This window comes from Verrucomicrobiota bacterium (assembly GCA_037139415.1).
Taxonomy (GTDB): Bacteria; Verrucomicrobiota; Verrucomicrobiia; order Limisphaerales; family Fontisphaeraceae; genus JBAXGN01.
This window is the reverse complement of the sequence record JBAXGN010000039.1, coordinates 18159-36711: the sequence shown is the minus strand read 5'-3', so window position 1 is coordinate 36711 and position 18553 is coordinate 18159. Positions and strand designations below refer to the sequence as shown.

Genomic DNA, 18553 nt, shown 5'->3' with positions numbered 1-18553 from the left:
CGTTTAAGTTGTTTGGCCAGCGGCAGTTTCGGCAACCGTTTCGGTTCTTCCAAAACACCCTGAAGGGTTGGACTTGGAACTTTGAAACGCCGCGTCCAAAGTTATTCCTCGGAAGGGAAAATTTCGTTTTGCATTCAAGCAGCGACTGAGGCATCATAACGCGCATGAAAGGCATAATTCTTGCAGGCGGTTCTGGTACACGGCTCTACCCACTGACCACAGTGGTTAGCAAGCAACTGCTGCCCATCTATAACAAGCCGATGGTCTATTATCCGCTCGCCACCCTGATGCTGGCGGGAATTCGCGATATTTTAATTATCAGCACCCCTGAGGATACCCCGCGCTTTGCGGCGCTATTGGGCGATGGTAAACGGTGGGGAATATCCATCCAGTATGCCGTGCAGCCGAATCCCGGCGGTTTGGCCCAGGCGTTCATCATTGGCCGCGAATTCATTGGCGACTCAAATGTTTGCCTAGTCTTGGGCGATAACATTTTTTACGGCCACGGCTTTCAGGGGCTGTTGGAATCAGCGGCCGCCCGCTCCAGCGGGGCAACGGTGTTTGCGTATTACGTGCGCGATCCGCAACGGTATGGCGTGGTTGAATTTGACGCGCACGGGAAGGCCATCAGTCTTGAAGAAAAACCCAAACAGCCGAAGTCCAACTTCGCGGTGACCGGCTTGTATTTTTACGACAACCAAGTGGTGAAGTTGGCGGCCGAACTCAAGCCCTCCCCGCGCGGCGAGTTGGAAATCACCGATGTGAATAATCTCTATCTCAAGCAAAGCCAGTTGCGGGTGGAAATGATGGGGCGGGGCATTGCCTGGCTGGACACCGGGACCCACGAGGCGATGCTGGAAGCCTCGAATTACGTTGGCGCGTTGGAAAAACGGCAGGGCTTGATGGTCTGTTGCCCCGAGGAAATCGCCTTCCGGCAAAACTGGATTTCCAAGGAAGAATTGCAGCGGTTGGCGGAACCACTGCGCAAGAACGAATATGGCGAATACCTCTTCCGGCTCAGCCAAACGGGTTTTTGATGGCATGAATATCATTCGCAATGAGTTCGAGGGGCTGCTGGTGCTGGAACCGAAGGTATTCGGGGACCAACGCGGTTTTTTCATGGAAACCTGGAACCAACAGCGTTATCGGGCGGCGGGGATTACTGAGGATTTTGTCCAGGATAACGTTTCTTTTTCCCGCAAAGACACGTTGCGCGGGTTGCATTTTCAAAACCCGGCCGCCCAAGGCAAACTGGTGATGGTGTTGCAGGGGGAAATCTTTGACGTGGTGGTGGATATCCGGCGTCAATCGCCGACCTTTAAACGCTGTTTTAGCTTGGTGCTTTCCGCAGAAAATAAACGCCAGTTTTATATACCTCCTGGCTTTGCCCACGGCTTTGCGGTGTTGAGCGAGACGGTATTGTTCCATTACAAATGTACCGACTATTACTCGCCCAAGGATGAGCAAGCGATTCGCTGGAATGATCCCGAGTTCGCTATTGATTGGCCCGTCAAGACGCCCATTCTTTCCCAGCGGGATGCCCAAGCACCATTGCTCAAAGATATACCCGTCGAACGTCTCTATTAAGGCATACGCATGGATCGGCCACGAGTCCTCATCATCGGTAAAAACGGCCAGGTCGGCTGGGAACTGCGTCGAACCCTGGCGCCTCTCGGCGAAGTGGTTGCGGTGGATTACCCGGAGATAGATTTTTCGCAGGCGGATTCGTTGCGCAACTGGATGCGGGAAGTGCGCCCGCGTATCGTTGTGAACGCTGCCGCCTATACTGCCGTGGACAAGGCGGAAAAGGAATTGGACCTAGCCGCTAAAATCAACGCCTTGGCACCCGGTATCCTGGCGGAGGAGGCGAAAAGACTTGGTGCTTTGTTGGTTCATTATTCCACCGACTATGTTTATGACGGAGCCAAGCGTGAGCCGTATGTGGAAACGGATGCCACTGGGCCGCTGAGCGCTTACGGTCGCACCAAACTGGACGGCGACCTGGCGGTGCAACAGGTGGACGGTGCGCATCTAATTTTCCGGTTATGCTGGGTATATGGCGCGCGTGGCCAGAATTTTATGCTCACCATGATGCGTCTGGCGCGCGAGCGCGAACAACTGCGCGTGGTGAGCGACCAGTTTGGTTCCCCCACGTGGTCTCGCATGATTGCCGCCACGACCACGTTGGCTGTGCAGCAACTGCTTGGCCAGAAAGATTTCAACGGGCGTAAAGGGGTGTATCACCTCTGTTCTTCCGGGCACACCAGTTGGCACCAATTTGCGGACCAGATCGTCCGCCTCATGCCGGAGGAAGGTAAGAAGTGCCGACAGGTGGACGCCATTACCACGGCGGATTACCCGACGCCCGCCCGGCGGCCCGCCTATTCGGTGCTATCGTGTGACAAATTAAAACATACCTTCGGGCTCGTGCTTCCAACGTGGGAGGACAGCTTGCGAATGGTGTTGGATAAACAACTATGAACCTGCTTATCACCGGCGGGGCCGGTTTTATCGGCTCCAATCTGATTCATCACATCATCCAGCGAACGGAAATCCAGAAGCTGGTCAATTTGGATTGCCTTACCTACGCCGGGCATCCGGCCAACCTCGAGTCGGTGGCGCGCCATCCAAAGTATGTGTTTGAAAAAGTGGATTTGCGCGATAAGCCAGCGGTGGTGGCCGTGGTGCGCCAGCACGCCATCACGCAGGTGATGCATTTGGCGGCGGAATCGCATGTGGATCGTAGCATCAGCGGTCCCGGTGATTTCATCCACACAAACATCGTTGGTACGTTCAATTTGCTGGAGGCGTGTCGCGACGCTTGGAACGGGCAGTGGGCTGGCAAACGCTTTCATCACGTTTCCACCGATGAAGTATTTGGCAGCCTGGGTGCCACCGGCCATTTTATTGAGACCACGCCGTATGCGCCCAACTCGCCGTATTCGGCCAGCAAAGCTGCCAGCGACATGCTGGTGCGCGCCTACTATCACACCTACGGGTTGCCCGGGGTAATCACCAATTGCTCCAATAATTATGGGCCCTACCAATTTCCAGAGAAACTCATTCCAGTGGTGATTCAGAGTGTACTGACCCGCAAAGCCATCCCGGTGTATGGCGACGGCATGAATGTGCGGGACTGGTTGTATGTGCGGGATCATGCCGAGGCGCTCTGGCAGGTATTGAACCGAGGCCGCGATGGGGAAACGTACAACATCGGCGGCCATAATGAATGGCCCAATATTCGCATCGTGGAATTAATCTGCGATTTGGTGGACGAATTTGCCCCGCAGCTTGGCGGACAATCACGCAAGCTGATTACATTTGTGAAAGACCGTTTGGGCCACGATCGCCGCTACGCCATTGACGCCTCCAAGATCGAACGGGAACTGGGTTGGACGCCGGCATACACCTTCGAGCGCGGCATCCGGGAAACGGTCAAATGGTACCTCGACAACCAAGCCTGGGTGGACCAAGTGAAGGCCAGCCATTAAACGGCCCGCTTTCCCGATCGTTTTTCGGCTTGGGTTATTTATAACGATTGTATTCAGTTTCCAGCCGGGCGGCATCCCAGCGGCCTGGATGCACAAAAACCCGGTAACGCAGGGTCATGCGGGTGCCAGCCTTCAAGATATGAGGCTGGTAGCACACTACCGCCGGACTGTAGTATTTCATGATTTTACTGTTAATCACATACCAAGGAGTGGGTGCGTTCAGGTTGTTTGGATGATCCAAGATGGCAATACCCGCCTCCTGGTTTTCGATCACCCCGGAATAATCCATCGCCGTGGCTTTGCCGCGATAACGGTCCGCTTTGAACTCGACGGGTTCCGTCGTGCTGGTGGCCCGAGCGTCGGAGAGGGCGTTGGCAAAGCGCACGGATAATCCGGCGTAGCCGCCGTGCGGTTTGCCGTCCGGTTCGCCGGGCAGCGGAGTCCGATCCAGCTTGAGATCCGTATCGCCGGCGGTGAATGTGAGCGTCCAATCCATGGAGTAGCCGCCATCCGCCTGAGGTGGTCGCACTAGGATTTCACGTCGCTCCATCATGATAGGTTTGCCATTGGCGGGGCGGTAGGTGAGATTCAAGGTGAGCAGGGCCGAGTAATCCAAGCGGGCCTCGATGTGCGTGCCTTGCCATTCGGTCAGTCCTTCCGCCACACCGGTTTTGGCGTCCTCTTCCCAGTAATTGACCCCGTTGATGTACTTCCAGGAAAACCACAACGCCCGGTGCCAGGGATGGTCCGCGGGCCGGTACTCGGTCAGGGTGGGGCCGTTGGGTAGCTTTAGCGGATGAAAGCACGGTTTGGCCTCGTTCGTTCCATACGCGAAGCGCCAGACCACTTGCTGCCCTTTGAGCAGCGCCACCGCACCGGGATCACGCTGCCAGATCAGATCGTCAGGGATCGGATCAGCGGCCTGGCTGGCCATGCTCCAGACGCTCATCAGTAATAGCATGTTTGCTAACTTGTTCATGGCATCATCACAAGGCAACCGCTTGTTTGGTGCAAGGAGATTTTTATTCTGATTTTTTTGGATTGCCCTTGACTCCAGCGTCGCTACCCATATTTTAAGAAGGGCATGTATTTGCAAACAACATAACTTAATCGCCGCATGACGTAGCACGACAACGGGTGTGGCATGAAGCAGAACATTCGACTATCAGTTTATGGCCGTTGAACGACTTGATTCGAGACATTCGGAAGATTTAATGCAGGTTGCGCTCCACAATGCGCGCTATAAGTTTGTTTTGGGATTAGTGAGCGGCGCCTCATCGGTGCTGGAAATTGGCATTGGATGTGGCGGTTTGCTGGTACAATTGATCCCCACTTGTGGCACGGTGACCGGCGTGGATTTTGACCCGGAAACAGTGGCGTCCGGACAGGCGGAATTTGGCTCGAAAGCCAGGATACTACAAGCCGACGCCAAGGCGCTGCCATTTCCCGACGCCAGTTTTTCACATGTCGTTTGCTTGGAAGTCCTGGAACATCTCGGCGACTATCGGGCTGGGATCGAGGAGATTCATCGCTGCCTCAAACCGGGTGGCGTAGTCATCGTTTCAGTACCGTGGCGGCGCACGGGGGGGACCAACCCTGGTAATGTGTATCACCTGTATGAACCGGGCGAAAGGGAGTTGGTGGCGGCGTTTGGGGACGTGTTTGGAGAAGTGAAAACCCATTACCAATATTATGAGGAAACTTGGTTAATGACCTTTGCGAGGCGGATGCACTTGCGCCGGCTTCTTGGATTCGCCCGGCGCTATGAGAAGCTGGTTACCGGACACCCGGAAGAACTCGCGCATCTGCGGTTGAGTACCCGGCCGGCAGGGATGATCATGAATCTGATCATCGTGGCACACAAAACCCGGTGACGAAAGCGCCAAGGAGTTCAAATGGACAACCTGTCGGGGTGAGGCGCAGGTGACATGGCGCTGGAACAACTTACGGACCTTTGGCCATGGCGATTCCTAAAACTCTGGTTTACCGGTAGAGTTCATTGCTACGGTGCGGTCGCAGGTTTACTGGTTGCTTGGTTTTCAGAACTTGCCGCCCAGCACGGATCTAAACTTGGCGAACAGTTTGGCAATCTGCGGGTTGCCGATCAAGTTGTGCAAACACCGCACGCAATAGCTGCAAAGCAGCAGCGTGATGGCCACACCTAGTGTCACCCCCCAGATTCGCGGCAGCCACCACTGGCAGAAGATTACCGTGATTGCGGCCATCACCGAAATGACGAGAAACCGCAGATTGAAAATCGAAAAGGAGAACCCGGACACCCGACGTACGATTACGAAAGCGACCATTGCCTGGATAATAAAATTCTCCAAGCCAGCAATGCCCGCGCCCACCAGCCCGAAAGCCGAGATGTTCAGCCAGGCTAAGCCGAAATAGACCAAAGTGACGAAGATTTCGTTCACGAGAAAAATGCGTCCCCGGTTTTTGGCCACCAGAATATACCGCATTGGCCAGCCGACCAATTGAAATGGCACCCCCAGAATCTGCCATTGGAGAATGTCGGCTGCCGTGGCGAATTTGGCTGAATAAAAAAACTGGAGCACCCACGGCGAAAATACGAGCGTGGTCAAGATGCCCGGCACCGCCAGCAGCAGGGAGATTTCCATCTGTTCATTCACCATCCGGTTACACGCACGGTCCTCCCCGGCCACGGCGGTTAGTCGAGGCAGGAAATCCATGCTCATCGCTTGCAGGATGAAGTTGACATAGATGGTGGAGAGGGTGACTGCGGCATGGAACTGGCCAACGGACGCCTCGCCCAATTGGCGCACAATGAGCACGCGCAAGGCGTACAGCATCCCTGCGGACAACATCGCGGAAACGAGAAATACCACGCCGAGACGCAAGATGCGGCGCGACTCCTCAATGGTCTCCGTCACCGATACCAGCACCGGCACCAGCGGCAGCCGCCGCGCAAACCACCACGGAAGAATCCAAACGATCGCAGCGCCGGCCACCATGTAGAATGGGATGCCTTGAATGCCATAGCAATAAACGATGGGAACGCTGATGCAGAACCCAAGAAAAGCCCCGATCACTTGTGCGCGGGCCAAGCTGAGAAAATCCCGGCATCCCTGCATTTGGATCAGCGGGCCGCCCCGGACTAAACCGCAAAACACCGCCAGCGCGAGAATGACGACCGCGTTCGCATAACCTTCATGACCGAAGCTGAGCCGGGATATGGGACGGCACAACAACATTACCGCGCCGGTGCCCACTACCGCCAACGTTAGCATCAGCCGCCGGATGCAGACGATCATGCGGGCCAGTTTTTCCGGGTTGTTTGTGGCGGACACCGCCGCGACATGGCGCACTCCGCTGGTGGTCGCCCCGCACTCGGCAATGGTGTTTGCCAGATTGACAATCGAGTCGTAGATGCCCGCCAACCCCACCCCAACCGGTCCCAGCAACAGCGCCATGATCTTGGTGCGCACAATGCTGACGGCAATGGTGAGCGCCGACGCCCCGCCCAGAATTGAAGTGGACTTGAGAATTTGCCGGTAAGAACTCATTGCGAATCGTTTTTCATCAAACGCCAGGCATTGCCCCCGGCTGTACGTAGTCCAGATATGGACGACACCACCAATGCACGTGCTGCATCCAGGCGAACGCCGCCCTGCTACGAGTGCCGGGCCAGCTTTTCCCGCCGCCGGGGCAAACCCGTGTGCGGGACCAAGCCGGTTGGTATTGGTTATTATTGGTTGACGACATGTTTGCCGGACAATGTGCGTTCGCAGTGTTCGCGAGTCGCAACAATTAGTCAAGCATAGTGGTGACTCGCTAATCCTCGCCTCAACCGATCACCTCGCAAATCACAGTCCCATACAAGTTGTAGATTGAAGCGTTATGCGGGATTGAAATTACCGTTGCGCGGGACATAAATATAAAATTCAAAGCTTGCAATCAATATTCTGAAGGGTATTTTCAGCGCTCCTGTCGGTTCGGCTAATGATGCCGGGGCGGGAAGAGAGAATATATAGATCAGTATGGCTAGCGCAAACGACTTACGTAAAGGCATGGCGGTGGATTATAACGGCGACATCAGTGTGGTGCTCGACGTGCAACACCGTACCCCCGGCAACCTGCGCGCTTTTGTGCAGGCAACCCTCCGCAGCATTCGCACTGGGAAGTCCTCCGATGTCCGCTTTAGTTCCACGGAACGCATTGAGGTCATCCCGATGATGGTGCGTAAAATGGAATTCAGTTACAAAGATGGTACCGATTTTGTGTTCACCGATCCGGAAACATTTGAAACGGTTAACATGACAGCGGAATTGGTGGGCGACGCCAAGAATTACCTAGTGGAAAACGGCGCAGTGACAGTGACCTTCGTGGATGATAAAGCGGTGACTATCGAAATGCCTTCCTCGGTGATTTTGACCGTCAAAGACGCGCCCGAGGGGATTCGCGGTGATTCCGCCAACAATGTCCAGAAACCGGCGACGGTGGAAACCGGAATTCAAATTCAGGTGCCGCTGTTCATCAAGACGGGCGAGAAAATCAAAATTGACACCCGCACTGGCAAATACATGGAACGCGCCTAAGCCGTGCTGGCTTTGCCATCCTGGGCTGGCCGGACTGGCCGCCGGGAGTTTGATTCCCAAATCAGGGCGAGCTGCCAAACGGTCGGCTAAAGTCATTGTCAGTTCCCGTGCTTTTGAAAGGCCCGCCCGTTTTGGCGGGCCTTTTTATTCAGCAACGCCATGAAATTCCGCGCGCGCCAGTTTGAATTCCGGTTTCCCGCTCCGGCCATCCTCATGGGGATTGTGAACGTGACGCCGGATTCTTTTTTCGATGGCGGTCAATATTATGACACCCAGCGGGCGGTTGCGCACGCGCTGGAACTGGTGGCGGAAGGGGCGGGGATACTGGATGTTGGCGGGGAATCCACCCGGCCCCAGGCCGCTCCGGTAAGCGAAGCGGAGGAAATGCGGCGGGTGCTCCCGGTGATTGAGCGGCTCGTTACGCAAGTCGCGGTGCCGATTTCGATAGATACCTGCAAACCGGCGGTGGCCCGCGCGGCGGTGGCGGCGGGGGCGGCCATGATCAACGATATTGCCGCCAACCGGGAGGATGGCGAGATGTGGCGGGTGGCGGCGGAAACTGGCGCCGGCTACGTGGCGATGCACATGCAGGGCTCGCCGCCGACCATGCAATTGAACCCAAACTATGATAACGTGGTCCAAGCAGTGCAGGCTTTTTTTGGCGAACGGTTGGAGCGGTTGCAACAGGCTGGCATGCATCGGGACCAGATTGTGCTGGATGTCGGCATTGGCTTCGGCAAAACTTTGGAACATAATTTGCAGTTGCTCGCGGCACTGGACCGTTTTACAACTTGGGAGCGGCCTTTGTTGTTGGGGGTCTCGCGCAAGTCGTTCATTGGGAAATTGCTGGGGGTGGAGTTGGCGTCCCGGTTGCCGGGTGGGCTGGCTTGTGCCTGCCGTGCCATCGAGTCGGGCGTGACAATCATTCGCACCCATGACGTGGCGGCCACTTGGCAGGCGGTGCGCATGACCGAGGCATTGTTGGCGCATAAAACGTGTGATTGAACTGTTTAAATTGTTGAGCATGGCCTGGCGGCCGGCGTTGGAAATCCTCATCCTGGCGGTGGGGATCTACTACGTTTTTATTTTTGTGCGCGGCACGCGCGGTGCGCCCGTGGTCACCGGCTTCATCATGCTGATGCTGACGCTTACCATTATCACCACCCTGCTCGAACTAACGGTGTTGCGCTGGTTGCTGGGGACTTTTTTTGCCTTCATTGCCATTGCCATCTTGGTCATTTTTCAGCCCGAGTTGCGGCGCATCCTGGCCGAGTTGGGCAGTCATCCTTGGTTTGCTTCCACCCGTGAGCAACGCCAGAACATCGAGATCATCATTCAGACGTGTGAGCGCCTTTCCGAGGTGCGCATTGGCGCTTTGATCGCCATCGAGCAATCCATTCAATTACAGGAAGTGATCGAGTCCGGCATCGTGGTGGATTGCGAAGCCACCCCGGAAATGCTGGAGACCATCTTCTTTCCCAACAACGCCATCCATGACGGCGGGGTGGTCATGCATGGAGACCGCATCGCTTTCGCGGCCTGCATTTTTCCGCTTACCCAACGGCAGGATTTGAATAAATCGCTGGGAACCCGCCACCGCGCCGCCATTGGCCTGGCTGAGGAAACTGATGCTGTGGTGGTGATCGTTTCGGAGGAAACCGGTGCCGTCTCCTATGCCTATAAGGGTCAGTTTACCAAAGGCGTTTCCAGCGAGGAATTGCGCGCGTTTCTATCCTCGGTGTTCATCTCCAGCAGTAAACCGCAAACGCTCTGGGATACCTTGCGCCAGCGGATTCAAAACCGGTTCCGTCCGCCCTCCCCGTCGCCGGTAAAGGCGGAAGCGAAATAAGGCCATGCATTTTCGCGATCTCATCCTGCATAATTTCTGGCTAAAACTGGCGTCGCTGGTGATGGCCACCATGTTGTGGTTTGTTATTTTTGCCACCCAGACCAACCTGCGGTTCAGCGAATCCACCCGGATCATGGAAAAACATTCCATTACCGTCCTGAAATCCTCCGAGGATGTGCGGGCCACCCTGGTTACTCCCAGCCATGTGGATGTGGTGGTCAGCGGCCCGGTGGCGTTGCTGGAAGGGCTTTCCTCCAGTGACATCGAGGTCTATGTGGACCTTACTGACATCAAGGAAGCCAATGAATTAATCAAACGGGTGCAGGTCTTCGCGCGGAACGGCGTCAAAGTTGTCGAAATCCGCCCGCCAACCGTTACTATCCGGCGTCCGCAACGGTGATGCCTCATGGTGCGCCTTCCTGGCATGGATATTTAACCTGAGAACAAGTAACCAGATATTATGAGCAATGGAAATCAGAAGAAAATTTTTGGTACGGACGGGGTTCGGGGGATCGCCAATATTGAGCCCGTCACCGCTGAAACCGCGTTAAAACTGGGCCGCGCCGCCGCGCATGTCTTCAAGAACCTGGCCGGCACAGCGCGCGACCGCACGCGTCACAAAATTGTGTTGGGCAAGGACACCCGGCTGTCCGGCTACATGCTGGAAAATGCGCTCTCCTCCGGCATTCTTTCCATGGGCGTGGATGTGCTCTTTATCGGACCGCTGCCTACGCCTGGCGTGGCCTACGTCACCCGTAGTTTGCGTGCGGATGCTGGGATTGTCATCACTGCCTCCCATAACCCTTACGACGACAACGGCATTAAATTCTTTCGCTCGGACGGTTATAAATTGGATGACGGCATCGAGGCTGACATTGAGGAGTTGGTGTTCAGCGGGCGCATTGAAAGCATACGCCCCACTGCCAGCGCAGTCGGCAAGGCTGTTCGTATTGATGACGCCCTTGGGCGTTACATCGAGCACGCCAAGGCTTCCTTCCCGCGCGGACTGACCCTGGAGGGGCTGCGCATTGTGGTAGATTGCGCCAATGGGGCCGCCTATAAGTCCACGCCGTGTGTTTTGCGGGAACTGGGTGCCGAAGTCATTGTCCTCGGCGACCACCCGGACGGCACCAACATCAATAAGGAATGCGGCTCCATGTATCCGGAAAATCTCTGCGCTCGCGTGCGTGAATTCCGTGCCGATGCGGGGGTGGCCCACGATGGCGACGCCGACCGCGTGCTGCTGTGTGATGAAGAGGGTAAATTGGTGGATGGCGACGATATTATGGCCATCGCCGCCCTGGATATGCTTTCCCGGAATGTGCTGGCGGAAAAGACGCTCGTCTCCACAGTCATGAGCAACGCCGGTTTGGATGCGGCGATCAAAGCCGCCGGGGGACGCGTTGTCCGCACCAGCGTTGGTGATAAGAACGTCATTGATGAGATGCTGCGCGGCGGATACAACTTTGGCGGCGAACAAAGCGGGCATCTGATCTTCCGCGAACATGGCACCACGGGCGATGGCTTGGTGGCGGCCTTGCAAATTCTCCAGACGATGAAGTCCAGCGGACGCCCCCTTTCCAAGCTGGCCCGGTGTTGGACCCGCTTTCCGCAGGTGGTGGTCAATATTCGTGTCCGTGAAAAACGCCCGTTTGAAGAATTGGCTGGCGTTATGGATTTGGTCAACAAAGCCAAAGCGGACGTCGAAGCGTGCGGTGGACGTTTGCTCTTGCGCTATTCGGGTACCGAACCCAAAGCCCGTCTGTTGCTGGAAGGCAGCGACGCCGCTGCGCTGGAAAAATGGGCGCGGCAAATCGGCGACGCCATCAAACACCAGATCGGAGCGTAGGGGACGGTGCGGCAAAATTTGGAGTGCGATGGCAACCGAAGGAGGAAAAAGGGGCGGCGGGCGACACTGCTTTGGATTTGTGCCGTCCACTGGAGATAGCGCGCAAGGCCACTGAGTCTCCCCAATGGTGACCTGCGGTATTCCCGCGTTCCGCGGAGCGGGATAATCGCAGGGTTCCTTGCGCGCCAATCCAAAGCGGCGTCGCGGCCCCCATCACCCCGCCTTGCCGCCGCACTCCAAAACCTGCGGCTCCCGCGCATTCCCGCAGCATCGCGGGCTGTCATCACAACGGTCTTTTCCAATTGACCGCCGGGGCCTTTTTGGGGATGGTCGGTGCCATGATAACAAACCTGCCACCTGTAACAGCGAACGAAAAGGGCGTTCGGGAAGACTGCTTGGCGGCCATCATGCGATTCTGGCTTACAATAATTGTTTCATTGGTCTCAGTGGCACTCGTGAGTTGTACTCAAGCTAATAAGTCGCCAAAGTGTGCCATGATGATTCGCGCTATTGGCCCTATTGGTGAGAGTTTTTACAACCCACCACAACCGATTTGGAGATTCGCCATCACCAATACCGGAACCTCAGACGCACGCTGGATGGCTGTGATACAGAAGCAAGGTGTCGGCGATAAGGACTATGCAAATGCTGGCGGCCACATCGATTGGCCAGAGGGTGTTTTGGCTCCGGGCCAAGGCATTGAGACGAATATGATTGTGCCAGGCAGGACAGGGAGTGTGTGGCGTGCCCACGTAGATTTCTGGGCGGTTTCTCCCCAAGATTTAAAAACAGCTCAAAGCAATGCGAACCATTTCCATTGCTCGGTAATTGAGTTTTGCCCCCGTCCTCAAGACAAGAAAGGAGTTTGCAATGATGAGTGGCATCACTAGGATACCTAACAATAATGAATTACAAGGTAGTTCAATAACACTGTTGGAATGTTTTAATACGCACACTTTATGGGACTCGACGGAGTTGAATTGATAATGGCCATCGAAGAATGCTTCGGCCTTGCGATTACCGACGCAGAGGCAGAGGCCTGCTGCACGCCTGCGGCGGTGATTGATCTTGTTTTCGGCAAGCTGCGAGCGAACGACGAGCGTGTATGCGTATCCCAGCGAGCCTTTTATCTCCTTCGCAAGGGATTAACTCAGACTTTGGGCGTCTCACGACGAAAGGTGGACCTCACTGCCGACATTCGATCCTTTACGGCAGGGAGATCAGAGCGAGAGGTGTGGGACGATCTCAAGACCGCTGTTCAAGCAAGGCGTTGGCCCGCTCTAGCGCGGCCCAGATGGCTCACAGCGGGCATTTGGATTCTCTCGCTCGGCACGTTTTGCGCGTTGATTGCCATATCCCATTGGGCTTTCGCAGCCTCCTGCACTATGCTGGTTGCCTATATCTCCGCCCAACTCACGCGTCCTTTCTGTTCATTCATTCCCGCCCGGTATTCGCAACTACGCGAGCTTGTTCCATTTGCGGTTACGTCGAATGCGATTTCCTGGACGCGGGATCAGGTGGCTACTTTGGTCAGAAAGTTGGTGATTGAGCAGCTTCATCTTCGAGAGGGGGAGTATCGGGAGGACGCACAATTCGTGAAGGATTTGGGGATGGATCAGTGATCAAAAAGCCTTCCCTCAGCATCTCTGGCACCCGCTCCGGGGTGCGCTCGTCTTTTCTCCGCGTTTCCGGTGGTCGCGCCCCGTGCCCCTCGCGACCGACCGGCTACAAGCTGTCAATCCTTTCGGATTGAGGGAAACCCATCCAGCGCTGGGTTGGAGTCTGGTGACGCAATCCGGTTCAGGATTGCCGGGCTGACCAGGGTTTATCCCGTAGGGAGTACGTCATGGGAGGCCAGGGTTTTGGGTTCCAATCCCGAATGGGATTGGCAGAATGTAGCCGGAGCGTCATGAGGGGAACGGGGCATGACCTCCGGAAAGCCGCCCAATAAACCCAACTGCATCCCGGCAGGGATGCCAGAGTTTACTTTAACGCCTGCCATTAAAGCTGGAAACCCCCGTTTTTTGACGTTTTTGGCGGTTTTTTGCGTAAGTGCCTTGTTTTCAGGATGTAACCTACATGGGTTTGGCGAAAAAACAGGTTCAACCGCCCCAAAACCCTCAAAAAACGTCGAAAATCCATGTGGTTTTTCTCCAATCCGCCCTGGGTTTGGCTGAATCCGACCTAGGATTAGGCCAATCCGACCTAGGATTGGCTCAGACCCACCTGGGTTTGGACGAAACCGACCTGGGATCAGCTCAGACCCACCTGGGTTTGGTTCAAACCCACCTGGGATCGGCGGCAGCCCACCTGGTATTTTGCCAAAGCCACTGACCCCGAAATCCGATCTGCGTTGCCGCCACCTAAACCCCAGGCAGAATGCCCAAGTCAAAAGGCCAAAGTGGCAAACTGCTTTGGTCTTTTTTTATCCTTAATCCTTAATTTATACTTTCCTTTTATGCCATTTGATCTTGAACACGAACAATGCCTTGATCCAGGCGTTGCGCCGGTTGGCGTAGGGGCGATCAATGCTATAGCGCCTGGGCGAGGAGTTCGGCCAGGTGCAGGGCTTTGCGTCCGGCGAGGTGTTCCAATTGGTGGCGGCAACTGGTGCCGGAGGCGACGAGGATGGTTTCGGGGGAAAGTTTGTTCACCAGATTCAGCAGCGGTTCGGCCACGTTCACGGAGAGTTCGTATTTGTCGGCCATCATGCCAAAGGCGCCTGCCATGCCGCAGCAGCCGGAATCGAGCAGCGTCACTTGGCTGCCGGGAATGCGTTGGGCGAGGCGTTGCATGTAGGCGGGCTGGGTCAGGGCTTTGGCGTGGCAATGGGCGTGGATGGCGATGGGGCGCGGGGCGGTCGCCGGGGTGAAGGTCAGCGCATCGGGCGTTTGTTGCAGCAGCGCATCCAGGAATTGTTCAAAGAGCAGGCAGCGGGGGGCAACGGCGTCCGCGCCGGGCAATTTGAGTTCGCGGTAATCTTCGGCGAACATGGACCAGCAGGATGGTTCGAGGAACAGCACGGGAATGCCCGCCGGAATGGCCGCCAGCAAGGCCAGGTTGTGACGGCCCAGTTCGCGGGCGCGTTTTAAATCTCCCTGGCTGAAGGCGGGGCGTCCGCAGCAGGCGCGGTCTTTCAGCAGCAGGACTTCATGACCGGCGGCTTCCAGCACGGTGACGGCGGCGCGGGCAATGTGGGGATCGTGGTAGCGGGCAAAGGTGTCGTCCCACAGGATGACTTTGCCGCGAGCGCCCAGGCGCGGGATGGGCCGCCGGGCAAACCACCAGTCGAAGCGCTCGGCGGCGTACGGCGGCAAGGGGCGTTGCGGCGCGAGCCCCAGCAGGCGATGCATGAGCGGCTGGAGGAGTTTTGATCCCAAGGCGGCATTGGCAAGGGTCGGCTCGCGGCTGGCGATTTGCCCGAGCCAATCCACGTGGCTGAATACAGCGGCGGCCAGCGGGGTGCCGTGTTGCGCGTGCCGGGCCTGCGCGAGTTCGGCTTTGAGCAGGGGCAGATTGACGTTGGAGGGGCATTCGGTGGCGCAGGCTTTGCACGCGAGGCAGTTGCTCAGCGCGGCGTCCAGCTCTGGGGAGTTCAGCCCGTCCGTGCGGCCTTCCAGCCAGGCGCGGATGACGTTGGCGCGCCCGCGCGTGGACATGAGTTCGTCGCCGGTGGCGATGAACGTCGGGCACATGACCGGGGTTTGCTTGGTGCAGCCGCCACAGCCGTTGCATTGCTCCAGGTTCGCGATGAAGGAGCCGTCGCGCCGGGCGAACGCGAGGCGGGGCGCAAAGGGCAGGGCGTCCGGATGCGCGGCCAGCGGGCGCAGGAAGGTATCCATGCGGTAACGGCCGTCGGCGATGACTTTGCCGGGGTTGAAGAGATGGCGCGGATCGAAGGTGTCCTTGATCTGGCGCATGGCGGCCAGCAACGGCTCGCCCACTTGTTCCGGCAGGTAGGCGGTGCGGGCGATGCCCACGCCGTGTTCGGCGGCCAGCGAGCCTTTGAATTGCCGCACCAGGGCGGCGACTTCATCCGCCACCTGCCGCAACTTGGTGACATCTTCGGCGCGGTGCAAATCCAGCACGGGCCGCACGTGCAGCAGCCCGGTGGCGGCGTGGCCGTAGAAGCTGGCGGTGAGCCCGAGGCGTTTCAAGATGCCTTGCAGCGCGGCGACGTATTCCGGCAATTGCGCGGGGCGGACGGCGGTGTCCTCAATGCAGGTCGTGGGTTTGGCGTTGCCGGCGCAACTGGTGACGAGGTTGAGGCCCGACTTGCGCAGGTTCCACACCAGCGCCATCGGACCGGGGGCGGTGAGGATCAACCGGCGCTTGCCAATGCGGCGCTGTTCCAGGATGGCGAGCCGCTCGGCCACGTCTTCAAAGAACTCCACAATCAGGAAGGCGGCGCACGGTTTTTTATCCAGTTCGAGCAAATCACGGGCGGCCTTGAAGGCAAGCTGGCCGCGCGTCTGATCAAACAGCACGTGGTCCACGTGCTCGATGGCGGCGGGCTTTAAATCCAGCAGGTCCACGGTGGCTTGCATGGCTTCGGTGACGGAATCAAAGAACAGGATGCCGATGCCTTTGGCGCGGGGCAGGGGGACGATGCGCAGTTGGGCGGACCACACGCCCGCGAGTGTGCCTTCGCTGCCCGCCAGTACTTGCACCAGCGGATGACCGAGGTGGCGCTGCACGCGGTCCAGGCCGTAGGCGGTCCAGCGCTTGAGAATGCCCGGCGGCATGCGGGTGAGGATTTCATTGGCGTGATTGGTGGCCAACGTCTCGACCATTTCTCGCTTGTCCTTTAAAGAATCTGCGGCCGTGCCGATTTCCACCACGCGCCCATCGGCCATGACGCATTCCAACGCGGTCACATGATCGGCGGTGACGCCGTACATGGGCACGTGCGAGCCGGAGGAGTTGTTGGCGATCATCCCGCCCAGCGTCGCGCGGGAACTGGTCGCGACGTCCGGCCCGAAGCGGTAGCCGTGCGGGCGAAGGAACTCGTTCAGTTGATCCAGCACCACCCCGGCCCCGACGCGCACGGTGCGCGCCTCCAGATCAAGCTGCGTGATGTGGCGGTTGAAGCGGGCGAAATCCACGATCAGGCCATCCCCCACCGCGCCGCCGGTGAGCCCTGAGCCCGCGCCCCGTGGGGTGACGGGCAGGTTCAGTTCGGCGGCGGCTTGAATGACGGCGGCGGCCTGCTGGACGGTGCGCGGAAAGGCGACGGCGGACGGCTCGATTTGGTAAATCGAGGCGTCCGTGGAATACAGCAGGCGGGTGAGATGGCCATGATCCACCAGGCAATCCACCGCCGCCAGCCGGGTCTGTTGTTGACAGGTCAACATCGGTTGCGTTTCGCTATGCCACGAATCCGTCAAATAAGCACGCAATAAAAGTTTGATGTCTTGACGCGGGCGGGTCTCCGCGATTCAATCCCCCTATGATTAACAGATCCTGGACTATTTCGCGCCGCTCATTCGCCAAAGCGTTTGCGGCGACTGCCGCTGCCACCGGATTGCCCCTCTGGTTCCTGGAGCGCGATCAGGCCGAGGCCGCTGAACCACCCAAGACCACCAGCCCCAATGACCGCCCCGGCATTGCCGTCGTCGGCTGCGGCGGGCGCGGCACTGGCGTTGCCAGGGATTCCATGCGTTTCGGGAACATCCTCGCCGTGTGCGATGCGGACCAGGCGCACGCCGAAGCGGGCGTCAAGGCGTTCACCAAGGATGGCAAGAAGCCGCAGATCTATTCGGACTTCCGCAAAATTCTGGAGCGCGATGATATTCACATCGTCGTTAACGGCACGCCGGATCATTGGCACACCTTAAACAATCTCGCCGCCGTCAAGGCCAAGAAAGATGTCTATTCCGAGAAACCGTTGACCCTCACGGTGGATGAAGGCAAGCGGTTGGTGCAAGCGGTGCGCGCCAATAAGGCAGTGCTGCAAACCGGCACGCAGCAACGGAGCGATAAGAATTTCCGGCTGGCCTGCGAACTGGTGCGCAATAAGCGCATCGGCAAGCTCGAGAAGATCGTGGTCTGGCTCCCGGCCGGTTTGCACGGCGGTCCCTTTAAGCCCGTGCCCGTCCCTGCCAATCTGAATTGGGATTACTGGCTCGGCCAGGCGCCCCAGGTGGAATACATGAAGGAGCGTTGTCACCGCGACTTCCGCTTCTGGCTCGAATATTCCGGCGGCACCATTACTGACTGGGGCGCGCATCATAACGACATCGCCTTCTGGGCCACCGGACTCAAAGGCCCGGACAGCGTGGAAGGCAAAGTCCTCGTGCCACCCGTCCCGGGCGGTTTTACCGCGTTCAGCGAATACGAAGTGCAGTTTACCTATTCGAGCGGCGTGAAGCATTACCTCAAGACCACCAAGGACGATTCCATCTTTGGTGGCGTCATTAACAAGGAAGGCCAGCGCAACGGGATCCGGTTCGAGGGCAGCGACGGCTGGATCTGGGTGCGGCGCGGCGCGATCGAATGCAGCAACGAGGAATTGTTGAGTACGCCGTTGCCAGCGTCTGCCGAGCGGCTGTACGTCAGCACGGATCACATGGGGAATTTCTTCGACTGTGTGCGTTCGCGCAAAGACCCGATCTGCGATGTGGAGACCGGGCATCGTTCCGCCTCGGAATGCCATCTGGCAGTGATTTCGCTTCGGCTGGGCCGCAAGCTGCAATGGGACGTCGAGCGGGAAGAGTTTACGGGCGACGGTGCCAAGGACGCCAACGCCTGGGTGGCGCGCGAACAACGCAAACCGTACGACTATTCCTGGGCGAGCTGACCC

The 18553-nt window shown here is 57.6% G+C and carries 16 protein-coding genes; 13 read left to right on the top strand and 3 right to left on the bottom strand.

Features of this window, described 5'->3' with window-relative positions:
• Positions 1 to 155: 155 nt before the first annotated feature.
• From rfbA to rfbB, 4 genes are read left to right on the top strand one after another with little or no spacing between them, the layout of a single operon-like run.
• The gene (rfbA, locus tag WCO56_08995; protein ID MEI7729698.1) at positions 156 to 1037 is read left to right on the top strand and encodes a glucose-1-phosphate thymidylyltransferase RfbA; all 882 of its coding nucleotides are present in this window, start codon (positions 156 to 158) and stop codon (positions 1035 to 1037) included.
• A 4-nt stretch (positions 1038 to 1041) separates the two neighbouring features.
• A complete protein-coding gene (rfbC, locus tag WCO56_08990; GenBank protein ID MEI7729697.1) occupies positions 1042 to 1587 on the top strand; it encodes a dTDP-4-dehydrorhamnose 3,5-epimerase in 546 nt (181 codons plus the stop codon).
• Between the two features lie 9 nt (positions 1588 to 1596).
• Positions 1597 to 2481: a dTDP-4-dehydrorhamnose reductase gene (rfbD, locus tag WCO56_08985; protein ID MEI7729696.1), complete on the top strand. Its 885-nt coding sequence runs from the start codon at positions 1597 to 1599 to the stop codon at positions 2479 to 2481.
• On the top strand, positions 2478 to 3491 hold the full coding sequence (rfbB, locus tag WCO56_08980; protein MEI7729695.1) for a dTDP-glucose 4,6-dehydratase: 1014 nt from the start codon (positions 2478 to 2480) through the stop codon (positions 3489 to 3491). The genes rfbD and rfbB overlap by 4 nt, the downstream gene beginning before the upstream one ends.
• A 34-nt stretch (positions 3492 to 3525) precedes the next feature.
• Here rfbB and WCO56_08975 read toward each other — a convergent pair whose 3' ends face one another.
• Complete coding sequence (locus tag WCO56_08975; protein ID MEI7729694.1) at positions 3526 to 4470, bottom strand: PmoA family protein; 945 nt, start codon at positions 4468 to 4470, stop codon at positions 3526 to 3528.
• A 193-nt stretch (positions 4471 to 4663) separates the two neighbouring features.
• Here WCO56_08975 and WCO56_08970 point away from each other — a divergent pair, with 193 nt between their 5' ends.
• Positions 4664 to 5365, top strand: a complete 702-nt coding sequence (locus tag WCO56_08970) for a class I SAM-dependent methyltransferase (protein MEI7729693.1) — start codon at positions 4664 to 4666, stop codon at positions 5363 to 5365.
• Positions 5366 to 5530: 165 nt separating this feature from the next.
• Here WCO56_08970 and WCO56_08965 read toward each other — a convergent pair whose 3' ends face one another.
• Positions 5531 to 7021: an oligosaccharide flippase family protein gene (locus WCO56_08965; protein ID MEI7729692.1), complete on the bottom strand. Its 1491-nt coding sequence runs from the start codon at positions 7019 to 7021 to the stop codon at positions 5531 to 5533.
• Positions 7022 to 7495: 474 nt separating this feature from the next.
• Between WCO56_08965 and efp the strand changes: the two genes are divergently transcribed.
• From efp to WCO56_08930, 7 genes are all read left to right on the top strand, one after another.
• Positions 7496 to 8053: an elongation factor P gene (gene efp / locus WCO56_08960; GenBank protein ID MEI7729691.1), complete on the top strand. Its 558-nt coding sequence runs from the start codon at positions 7496 to 7498 to the stop codon at positions 8051 to 8053.
• 159 nt (positions 8054 to 8212) lie between these two features.
• Positions 8213 to 9058, top strand: coding sequence for a dihydropteroate synthase (gene folP, locus WCO56_08955; GenBank protein MEI7729690.1), 846 nt, complete (start codon positions 8213 to 8215; stop codon positions 9056 to 9058).
• Positions 9051 to 9902 carry a diadenylate cyclase CdaA gene (gene cdaA, locus WCO56_08950; protein ID MEI7729689.1) on the top strand — a complete coding sequence of 284 codons (852 nt, stop codon included), beginning with the start codon at positions 9051 to 9053 and terminating at the stop codon, positions 9900 to 9902. The genes folP and cdaA overlap by 8 nt, the downstream gene beginning before the upstream one ends.
• A 4-nt stretch (positions 9903 to 9906) precedes the next feature.
• Complete coding sequence (locus WCO56_08945) at positions 9907 to 10302, top strand: CdaR family protein (protein ID MEI7729688.1); 396 nt, start codon at positions 9907 to 9909, stop codon at positions 10300 to 10302.
• A 60-nt stretch (positions 10303 to 10362) separates the two neighbouring features.
• A complete protein-coding gene (gene glmM / locus WCO56_08940; protein ID MEI7729687.1) occupies positions 10363 to 11751 on the top strand; it encodes a phosphoglucosamine mutase in 1389 nt (462 codons plus the stop codon).
• Between the two features lie 494 nt (positions 11752 to 12245).
• A complete protein-coding gene (locus tag WCO56_08935; protein ID MEI7729686.1) occupies positions 12246 to 12641 on the top strand; it encodes a hypothetical protein in 396 nt (131 codons plus the stop codon).
• A 96-nt stretch (positions 12642 to 12737) separates the two neighbouring features.
• Complete coding sequence (locus WCO56_08930) at positions 12738 to 13373, top strand: hypothetical protein (protein ID MEI7729685.1); 636 nt, start codon at positions 12738 to 12740, stop codon at positions 13371 to 13373.
• A 909-nt stretch (positions 13374 to 14282) separates the two neighbouring features.
• Here the strand turns inward: WCO56_08930 and WCO56_08925 are convergent.
• Positions 14283 to 17105: an FAD-linked oxidase C-terminal domain-containing protein gene (locus tag WCO56_08925; protein ID MEI7729684.1), complete on the bottom strand. Its 2823-nt coding sequence runs from the start codon at positions 17103 to 17105 to the stop codon at positions 14283 to 14285.
• A gap of 95 nt (positions 17106 to 17200) precedes the next feature.
• Between WCO56_08925 and WCO56_08920 the strand changes: the two genes are divergently transcribed.
• Positions 17201 to 18550: a Gfo/Idh/MocA family oxidoreductase gene (locus WCO56_08920; GenBank protein ID MEI7729683.1), complete on the top strand. Its 1350-nt coding sequence runs from the start codon at positions 17201 to 17203 to the stop codon at positions 18548 to 18550.
• Positions 18551 to 18553 lie beyond the last annotated feature (3 nt).